8 protein-coding genes are annotated in these 7,419 nt (G+C 70.6%); 3 read left to right on the forward strand and 5 right to left on the reverse strand.

Annotation, left to right across the window (positions count from 1 at the left end; all coding sequences use genetic code 11):
* Positions 1 to 41: 41 nt before the first annotated feature.
* Positions 42 to 317: a hypothetical protein gene (locus AC3EUV_RS14485; RefSeq protein ID WP_432141941.1), complete on the forward strand. Its 276-nt coding sequence runs from the start codon at positions 42 to 44 to the stop codon at positions 315 to 317.
* Here AC3EUV_RS14485 and AC3EUV_RS14490 read toward each other — a convergent pair.
* Positions 286 to 846 (reverse strand): anthrone oxygenase family protein, encoded by a 561-nt coding sequence (locus AC3EUV_RS14490; RefSeq protein ID WP_435603065.1) that lies wholly within the window; start codon positions 844 to 846, stop codon positions 286 to 288. The two genes, AC3EUV_RS14485 and AC3EUV_RS14490, sit on opposite strands and share 32 nt — an antisense overlap.
* 71 nt (positions 847 to 917) lie before the next feature.
* Between AC3EUV_RS14490 and AC3EUV_RS14495 the strand changes: the two genes are divergently transcribed.
* Positions 918 to 1,835 (forward strand): LysR family transcriptional regulator, encoded by a 918-nt coding sequence (locus AC3EUV_RS14495; protein WP_432141943.1) that lies wholly within the window; start codon positions 918 to 920, stop codon positions 1,833 to 1,835.
* A 127-nt stretch (positions 1,836 to 1,962) separates the two neighbouring features.
* On the opposite strand, the gene AC3EUV_RS14500 is transcribed toward AC3EUV_RS14495, so the two are convergent.
* From AC3EUV_RS14500 to AC3EUV_RS14515, 4 genes are all read right to left on the reverse strand, one after another.
* Positions 1,963 to 2,775: an amino acid ABC transporter ATP-binding protein gene (locus AC3EUV_RS14500; protein WP_432141944.1), complete on the reverse strand. Its 813-nt coding sequence runs from the start codon at positions 2,773 to 2,775 to the stop codon at positions 1,963 to 1,965.
* Positions 2,772 to 3,656, reverse strand: coding sequence for an amino acid ABC transporter permease (locus AC3EUV_RS14505; RefSeq protein WP_435603066.1), 885 nt, complete (start codon positions 3,654 to 3,656; stop codon positions 2,772 to 2,774). The genes AC3EUV_RS14500 and AC3EUV_RS14505 overlap by 4 nt, the downstream gene beginning before the upstream one ends.
* Before the next feature lie 14 nt (positions 3,657 to 3,670).
* Positions 3,671 to 4,552 carry an ABC transporter substrate-binding protein gene (locus tag AC3EUV_RS14510; protein WP_432141959.1) on the reverse strand — a complete coding sequence of 294 codons (882 nt, stop codon included), beginning with the start codon at positions 4,550 to 4,552 and terminating at the stop codon, positions 3,671 to 3,673.
* A gap of 182 nt (positions 4,553 to 4,734) precedes the next feature.
* Complete coding sequence (locus tag AC3EUV_RS14515; RefSeq protein WP_387246144.1) at positions 4,735 to 5,418, reverse strand: glycerophosphodiester phosphodiesterase; 684 nt, start codon at positions 5,416 to 5,418, stop codon at positions 4,735 to 4,737.
* 524 nt (positions 5,419 to 5,942) lie between these two features.
* Between AC3EUV_RS14515 and AC3EUV_RS14520 the strand changes: the two genes are divergently transcribed.
* Positions 5,943 to 7,340 (forward strand): DUF6421 family protein, encoded by a 1,398-nt coding sequence (locus tag AC3EUV_RS14520; protein ID WP_435603067.1) that lies wholly within the window; start codon positions 5,943 to 5,945, stop codon positions 7,338 to 7,340.
* Positions 7,341 to 7,419 lie beyond the last annotated feature (79 nt).

The raw sequence follows: 7,419 nt of genomic DNA on the forward strand, positions 1-7,419 counted from the left end.
AGGCCGCCCGTCGGCCCGTCCGCCCGAGAGGACCGCGCACCATGCCCACCAGTGAGCTGACCTTCCGCACCGCCCTCGACACCGACGTCCCCGGGCTCGTCGACCTCATCGATTCGGCCTACCGCGGGGACATCAGCCGCGGCGGCTGGACGACGGAAGCGGACCTGCTGGAGGGGCAGCGCACCGACCCGGCGGGCGTCACCGCCGGGGAGCGCACCCCGTTCCCGTACGGCGACGAGCGGATCGGCGTCCCTCAGCGCCCCGACCTGGAATTCGAGCTCCTGGTCAAGCCGCTCGGCCAGGACATGTCTGCTTGACGGGCTGCTCTCCTTGACGGGCTGCCAGTTGATCAGCCGCTTCTGATGATCGGTGGCCAAGGGGGGCGGCGCGGCCCGCCTGACGCAGGGCAACCGAGATCAGGAGGGCGAACGCCACTATGGCCGTGCAGGTGCGGGCATCGTTGAACAGTTCCCAGCGGCTGAGGATCTCCGCATGGCCGGCCGGCGGCGTGGTGGCGGCCCACTGTTTGATGTGGCCGTTGATCGGGACATTCCCGAACCGGGTGATCAGGAAGGATGTGACGGTCAGCAGCCCTGCCGTGGCGGTGAGGACACGGGCCCGGCCGCGTGTCAGGGCGGCCAGCGCGAGGGCGCTGAACGCCGAGACCGCCATCGCTCCCTGCATGGTGATCCCGTTCATCTTCATCAGCTCGGTGTGGAAGTCGAGTCGCATCTCGATCGGCACGGCATCGAAGGTGGGGACGAGGTTGGCGGCGCCGTAGCCGAAGGCTCCGGCGAGCAGACCGGTGGAGAGCAGGGACAGGCCCAGGAGGAGGCGGGTACGCATGGGATTCATGCTGCGGTGGGCGGAGCGATAACTCCAGTAGATAGTTCTGCTGCGATCTAGAATCACTGCTTATGGAACTTCGCCAGCTGCGCTACTTCGTCTGTGTCGTCGAGGAGGGCGGTTTCACCCGGGCCGCCGCCCGGCTGCATCTGGCCCAGCCCGGCCTCAGCGCCCAGATCCGCCAGCTGGAGAGGGAGTTGGGGCAGCCCCTGCTCGACCGCTCCGGCCGGTCGGTGACGCTGACCGAGGTGGGCCGGGCGGTCCTGCCGTACGCCCGCGCCGCGCTGGCCGCGGCGGAGTCGGTGCGGCAGACCGTCGATGCGTACACGGGGCTGCTGCGCGGCCGGGTCACGCTCGGGCTGGTCTCCGGCGCCACCGGCCACGCCTTCGACATCGCCGCTTTACTCGCGGATTTCCACGACGCCCACCCCTCGGTGGAGGTGGCACTCACCGAGGACTCCACGGAGCGGATGCTGGCCGCGCTTCTGGCCGGCGAGCTCGATATCGCCGTCCTCGGCACGGCAGAGGAGACGCCCCCGCCCGGCGCGGCCTTCCAGACGCTGATCGACGTCCCGCTGGTCGCCGCCGTCGCGCCCGGCGATCCGCTTCTCGACCGCGCCGACGGTAGGAGCGTCCCGCTTGCCGAGCTGCGTGACCGGCCGCTGATCTGCCTGCCGCGCGGCACCGGGGTGCGCGCGGCGCTCGAACGCGGCTGTGCGCAGGCGGGATTCCGGCCCCGGGTGGCCTTCGAGGCGGCCGCCCCGCACGTGCTCTCGCAGCTTGCCGCGCGCGGCCTGGGCATCGCCGTACTCCCCGCCGGTGAGGACGAGTCCCCCCTCGACGGACCGCTGCGCACCCTGCCGATCGTCCGGCCCGAGATGCGTGCCCGCATCGCGCTCGCCTGGCAGACCGGCGGTCCTTCGAGCCCCGCGGCCCGGGTCTTCCTCGACCGCCTGCGCGCAGTCGTCCCCAAGCCGCCGGATTCCTAGACCACCGGATTCCTGGACCACCGGATTCCTGGACCACCGGATTCCTGGACCACCGGATTCCTAGACCACCGGATTCCTGGACAACCGGATTCCTGGACGGGGAGACTCCTCCTGGCCTACCCCCGGCTCACAGCCGCCCCGCCTGGATGATCCGTTGCAGGAACTGCCGGGTGCGGTCGTGCCGGGGAGCGCCGAAGACCTGCTCGGATGTGCCGCGCTCCAGCACCACCCCGCCGTCCAGGAAGCACACCTGGTCGGCGACCTCCCGCGCGAAGCCCATCTCATGGGTGGCGATGACCATGGTCATGCCTTCCGTCTTGAGCTCGCGGACGACCTCCAGCACCTCGCCGACCAGCTCCGGGTCGAGCGCCGCGGTGATCTCGTCGAGCAGCAACAGCCGGGGCCGCCCGGCCAGCGCGCGGACGATCGCGACCCGCTGCTGCTGGCCGCCGCTGAGCCGGTCCGGGTACTCCCCGGCCCGTCCGCCGAGCCCGAGCCGTTCCAGCAGCTCACGGGCCCGCGCCTCCGCCTCGGCGCGCGGCACCCCGTGGACCCGGCGGGGCGCCAGCGTGATGTTGTCCAGCACGGTCATGTGCGGGAAGAGGTTGTACGCCTGGAAGACCACCCCGATCCGGCGGCGGACCGCGTCCACGTCGGCCCGTGGGTCGGTGATCTCGTCGCCGTCCAGGAAGATCGCGCCGTCGTCGATCTCCTCCAGCAGGTTCGCGCAGCGCAGCAGGGTGGACTTGCCCGAGCCGGAGGCGCCGATCAGTGCGGTCACGGTGTGCGGCGGGACCTCCAGATCCACCTCCCGCAGCACGACCGTGCCGCGGCCGTAGGTCTTGCGTACGGACTCCAGCCGCAGCACCGGCCGGTCTTCAGGCGCGGCCGGGCCTGCGGTCTCCGCGGCGGGCCGCGGGGTGTCGTCCGTCGTGCTCATACCAGCCCTCCCTGGGCGCGCCCGCGGTCCATCCGGGCCGTGATCCAGTCCGTGCAGCGGGTCATCGGGATGGTCAGCGCGACGAAGACCAGCCCGGCCACGACATACGGCGTGAAGTTGAAGTCCTTGCCGGCGATGATCTGCGCCGCGTAGACCGCGTCCACCGCGCCCGCGATGGACACCAGACCGGTGTCCTTCTGGAGCGAGACCAGATCGTTCAGCAGCGGCGGCACCACCCGCCGCACCGCCTGCGGCAGCACCACGAAGCGCAGCGCCTGGCCGCCGGAGAGCCCCAGCGACCGGGCCGCGGCCCGCTGCGAGGGGTGCACCGATTCGATGCCGGCCCGGAAGACCTCGGCGACATAGGCCGAGTACGTCAGCACCAGCGCGGATCCGCCGAGCAGCACCGGATCGGTGGTCACGCCCTGGAGCCGCAGCGCCGGCACCCCGAAGACCACCATCAACAGACAGATGATCAGCGGCAGTCCGCGGAAGAAGTCGGTGTACGCGGCGGCCAGCGCGCGCAGTGGGAAGAACACCGGGCCGCGCAGCGTCCGGGCCACCGCCAGCAGCAGCCCGAGCACCAGCACCGCCGCCCCGCACACCACCAGCAGCCGCAGATTCAGCAGCAGCCCGTCCAGCACCTTCGGCAGCGCCAGCCGCGCGTACTCCATGCTGAAGAACGTCTCGCGGGTACGCGGCCAGCCGGGCGAGCGGGTGATGACCAGGAAGAGGACCGCGCCGGTGACCAGGGTGCTCAGCGCGGCGACGGCGGTCGCCCGCCGGGCCCTGGCCCGCCGGAACCGCTCCCGCTCGATCCGCCGCGCCGAGGGCACATACCCGTCGTCGGCCGCCTCCCCCGCCGTACGGGTCTTCAACACGCCGTCTCCGTACGTCACTTGAGCACCGGAACCGAAACGGCGTCAGTCAGCCACTTCTTCTCCAGCCGGGCCAGGGTGCCGTTCTTCCGCAGGGTGTCCACCGCGGCCGTCACACACCCGGTGATCCGGCTCTCCTTGTCCAGCACCAGCCCGAACTGCTCGTCGGTGGCACCGGTGGCCGCGAACTGCCCGACCACCTCGGCGTCCTTGACCTCCGCCGAGGTGATGTAGAAGGCCGTTGGCAGATCGGTGAGGATCGCGTCGACCTGGCCGTTCTTCAGCGCCGATTTGGCCAGGTCGTTCTTCTGGAAGACGGCCGGCTGCTGGGTGGGCCGGACGGTGTCCTGGAGGACGTCCAGGCTGGTGCTGCCGACCTGCGCACCGAGCTTGACCCGCCGCAGCTCGGCGATGCTCTTGGCGCGCGCCGCCTTGGAGCCCTTGAGCGCGATCACCGCCTGCCGTACGCCGTAGTAGCCGGAGGAGAAGGCGACCGCCCGCTTGCGCGCGGCGCTGATGGAGATCTGGTTGATGTCGAAGTCGAACTTCTTCGCACCGGGCGCGAAGGCGTTGTTGAACGGCACGGTCTGCCAGCGCACCGCGCCCTTGTCGTAGCCCAGTTGCCGGGCGACGGCGTACGCGACCGCGGATTCGAAGCCCTTCCCGTTGGCCGGGTCGTCGTCCTGGAACCACGGCGCGTACGCGGGCTTGTCGGTGCCGACCGTGAGCGTCCCGTGGGCCACGGTGGCCAGTTGGCCGCGTGCACAGCTCTGCTTTCCCGGCCCGGCGGCCCCCGGGCCACCGGGGGACGCGTCCTGCGGGGCACAGCCGACGGCCGCTGTGAGCAGCGCGACGGTGGCGCAAGCGGCAAGGCGGAGAGGGCGGTTGGCGAGGCGCATGGCGGGAGCGTGGCAGTGCGCGAGGTGATCTGTCGAGATCGCCAGGGAAAACATCCGCATGCTGGAAGCACATTGCACGGCTGTGAACTGCGGATGTCTCCGTATGGCGGGGCCCCCGTATGGCGGGGCGCGGCCCGCGGGACGTGGTGCGCCCCGCCGGGCCGGGCGCCGCGCCCGCCGTTTTACGCCGTGAAGCGGACCGCCCGCCGGATCTCCGGCAGGTCGGTCACCACCCCGTCCAGACCGAGCCCGCGGGCGAGGCGGAGCTGGTCGTGGGTGTTGACCGTCCAGGCCACGACCTTGAGCTGTGCGGCATGCGCCCGCTCGACCAGTTCCAGGGTCAGCCGGCGGATGTTCAGCGAGAGCATGGTCGCGCCGACGGCCAGCGCCCGGTCGACGACATCGGCGCCGTAGCGGCTGCCGACCAGCGCGGTACGGACGCCGGGCAGCAGGGTCCGGATCGCGGCCAGCGCCTCGTCGTGGAAGGAGATCACATCGACCCGGCCGACCAGATCGCGGGAGCGCAGCACCTCGGCCAGCGCCTGTGCGGCCGCCACATCCTTGATCTCGGCCTGGAGCGGCGCCTTGACCGCCGCCACGACCTCCTCGAAGACGGGGATCCGCTCGCCCCGCCCGGCATCGAGTTCCCGCAGTTCGGCGAGGGTGCGCTCGGCGATCGGACCGGCGCCGTCGGTGGTCCGGTCCACGTCCGCGTCGTGCATCACCACGAGCGAGCCGTCCTTGCTCAGATGCAGGTCCAGCTCGATGACATCGAGGCCCTCCTGCTCGGCGCGCACGAAGGAGCGCAGGGTGTTCTCCGGCTCGACGCCCATCATCCCGCGGTGTCCGATGGTGAGAAAGGACAAGGCTGCCTCGCTTCTGTCGGCTCGGTGCCGCCGCCGGCTCGGTCCCGGTGTCGGCCGTCGGCAACGGCGTAACGAAATGGCGCTCAGCCTAACGGGACCGTACGGCGGAAAAAGGGGTGCCGGACCGGCCACGGTGTGTCCAGTACGGGTACCCGCCATATCCGCTTCCAGACCCCCTCACCCGCGCGTGGGCGAGTCCCCGCCGCGCTGACGCGCCCGGCCGCCGCGGCGCCGGGGAGCGGGGTGTGTCATATGCCATACGGCTACGGACAGTAGATGTCCCGGCGGCCGGACCGCGCCCCTCCGGGAGCGAGAAGGGGCCGTTTGCCCGTCAACAGCCCCTGGAAGAAGCGCTGAAACCCTCGCCCTCATACCCAGGAAGTGTCGCCCAACCCGTCACGCACAGGAAAAATCTGCGTGATCGCCGGGTGTCGACAGAAAGATTTTCACCGACCCCACTTGAGACGGCGATCCTCGGCTGGTTACCGTGGGCTGACAACACGATCTACCGCCGGAGGGCAGTCATGACGGAAATTCTTTCGCCTGTGGGTGTCCGGGGGGCCACCACGACCGCAGAGAGCGTGGTCGCGCACCCGGCGTGGTCCGTGCTCAAGGACGCGGTCGAGACCATCCGCCCCTGGCAGTCCAAGGACGGTTCGATCGACCTGGCCGCGGAGGGCGCGCCGAGCGCCGACGCCGTGCGCGCCGAGGTCGACCGCGTCATAGCGGCCGTGGGTGAGCTCGCCCCGCTGCTGCCGCACGACGCCGCCTACCACCAGGCGCTCGTCGCCGACCTGCGCCGCTGGGCCGACAGCGGCTTCGACGTGCCGGACTTCCTGGACTCGCTGCTCGCCTTCCAGCCCGCCCGGCAGCGCGCCGACGGCCTTCAGCACCTCGTGCTGTTCCCCATGTACACCCAGAACGGCAACCCGGACCGCAACTTCGAGGCCGTCGTCCTGCGCATGGTCTGGCCGGACTGGCTCGCCGAGCTGGAGCGCACCCGCTACGACAACCCCCTCTTCTGCGGTATCGCCTTCGAGGACTTCACGGCCGGCTACGACACCCACTCCGCCGTGCTCTTCCCGGAGACCATCGCGGTGCGCGAGGCCCCCGAGCGGTTCACCTGGGGCGGGATCTTCTGCGACCGCGAGGCCGCCCGCTTCCGCCGGGTCAGCGAGGCCGCCATCGAGACGCTCGGTGTCGAACTCCCCGCGGACCTCCGCGAGATGCTCGGCGACCAGGAGCGCTGCCAGGAGGCGTTCGTCCTGTGGGACATGGTGCACGACCGCACCCACAGCCACGGTGACCTGCCGTTCGACCCGTTCATGATCAAGCAGCGCCAGCCGTTCTGGATGTACGGCCTGGAGGAGCTGCGCTGCGACCTCACCGCCTTCAAGGAGGCCGTGAAGCTGGAGGCCGAGGGGTACACCCAGGCGCGTGATGTGCAGTTCGCAGTGATCTTCGACCGGATGTTCCGGTTCCCCGTCAGCGGCGACCGGGTCCGCAACTACGACGGCCTGGGCGGCCAGCTGCTCTTCGCGTACCTGCACAAGCACGACGTCGTACGCTGGACGGACAACACACTCCACATCGACTGGGAGCGGGCGCCCAAGGTCACCAACCAGCTGTGCGGCGAGATCGAAAAGCTCTACCGCGACGGCATCGACCGGCCCAAGCTGGTCCACTGGTTCGCTGCGTACGACCTCGTCTCGACCTATCTCGCCCCGCACCCGGGCTCGGTCTGGGCCAAGGGACCCGACGCCCTCGACCTGGACCAGCCGCCGCGCAAACTCGTGGACGACGTGCTCCCCGACGAATTCCCGCTGAGCATGTTCTACGAAGCGCTCGCCAAGAAGCTGCGTGCTGTGATCGCCTCTACCAAGGGCATCACGGCCCACAGTGACGCATTGGCGGCGGCATGACGACGGACCGGAACACCCGGCCGCAGGCCGTCGAGGAGCAGGACGAGGAGGCGACGAAGATGGCTACGTCGACGGGCGG

Source organism: Streptomyces sp. bgisy130, from assembly GCF_057708345.1.

Coding starts and splice junctions, on each gene's coding strand:
- AC3EUV_RS14490 (WP_435603065.1), bottom strand. CDS start 846: ATGCGTACCCGCCTCCTCCTGGGCCTGTCCCTGCTCTCCACCGGTCTG.
- AC3EUV_RS14510 (WP_432141959.1), bottom strand. CDS start 4,552: ATGCGCCTCGCCAACCGCCCTCTCCGCCTTGCCGCTTGCGCCACCGTC.
- AC3EUV_RS14495 (WP_432141943.1), top strand. CDS start 918: ATGGAACTTCGCCAGCTGCGCTACTTCGTCTGTGTCGTCGAGGAGGGC.
- AC3EUV_RS14485 (WP_432141941.1), top strand. CDS start 42: ATGCCCACCAGTGAGCTGACCTTCCGCACCGCCCTCGACACCGACGTC.
- AC3EUV_RS14500 (WP_432141944.1), bottom strand. CDS start 2,775: ATGAGCACGACGGACGACACCCCGCGGCCCGCCGCGGAGACCGCAGGC.
- AC3EUV_RS14520 (WP_435603067.1), top strand. CDS start 5,943: ATGACGGAAATTCTTTCGCCTGTGGGTGTCCGGGGGGCCACCACGACC.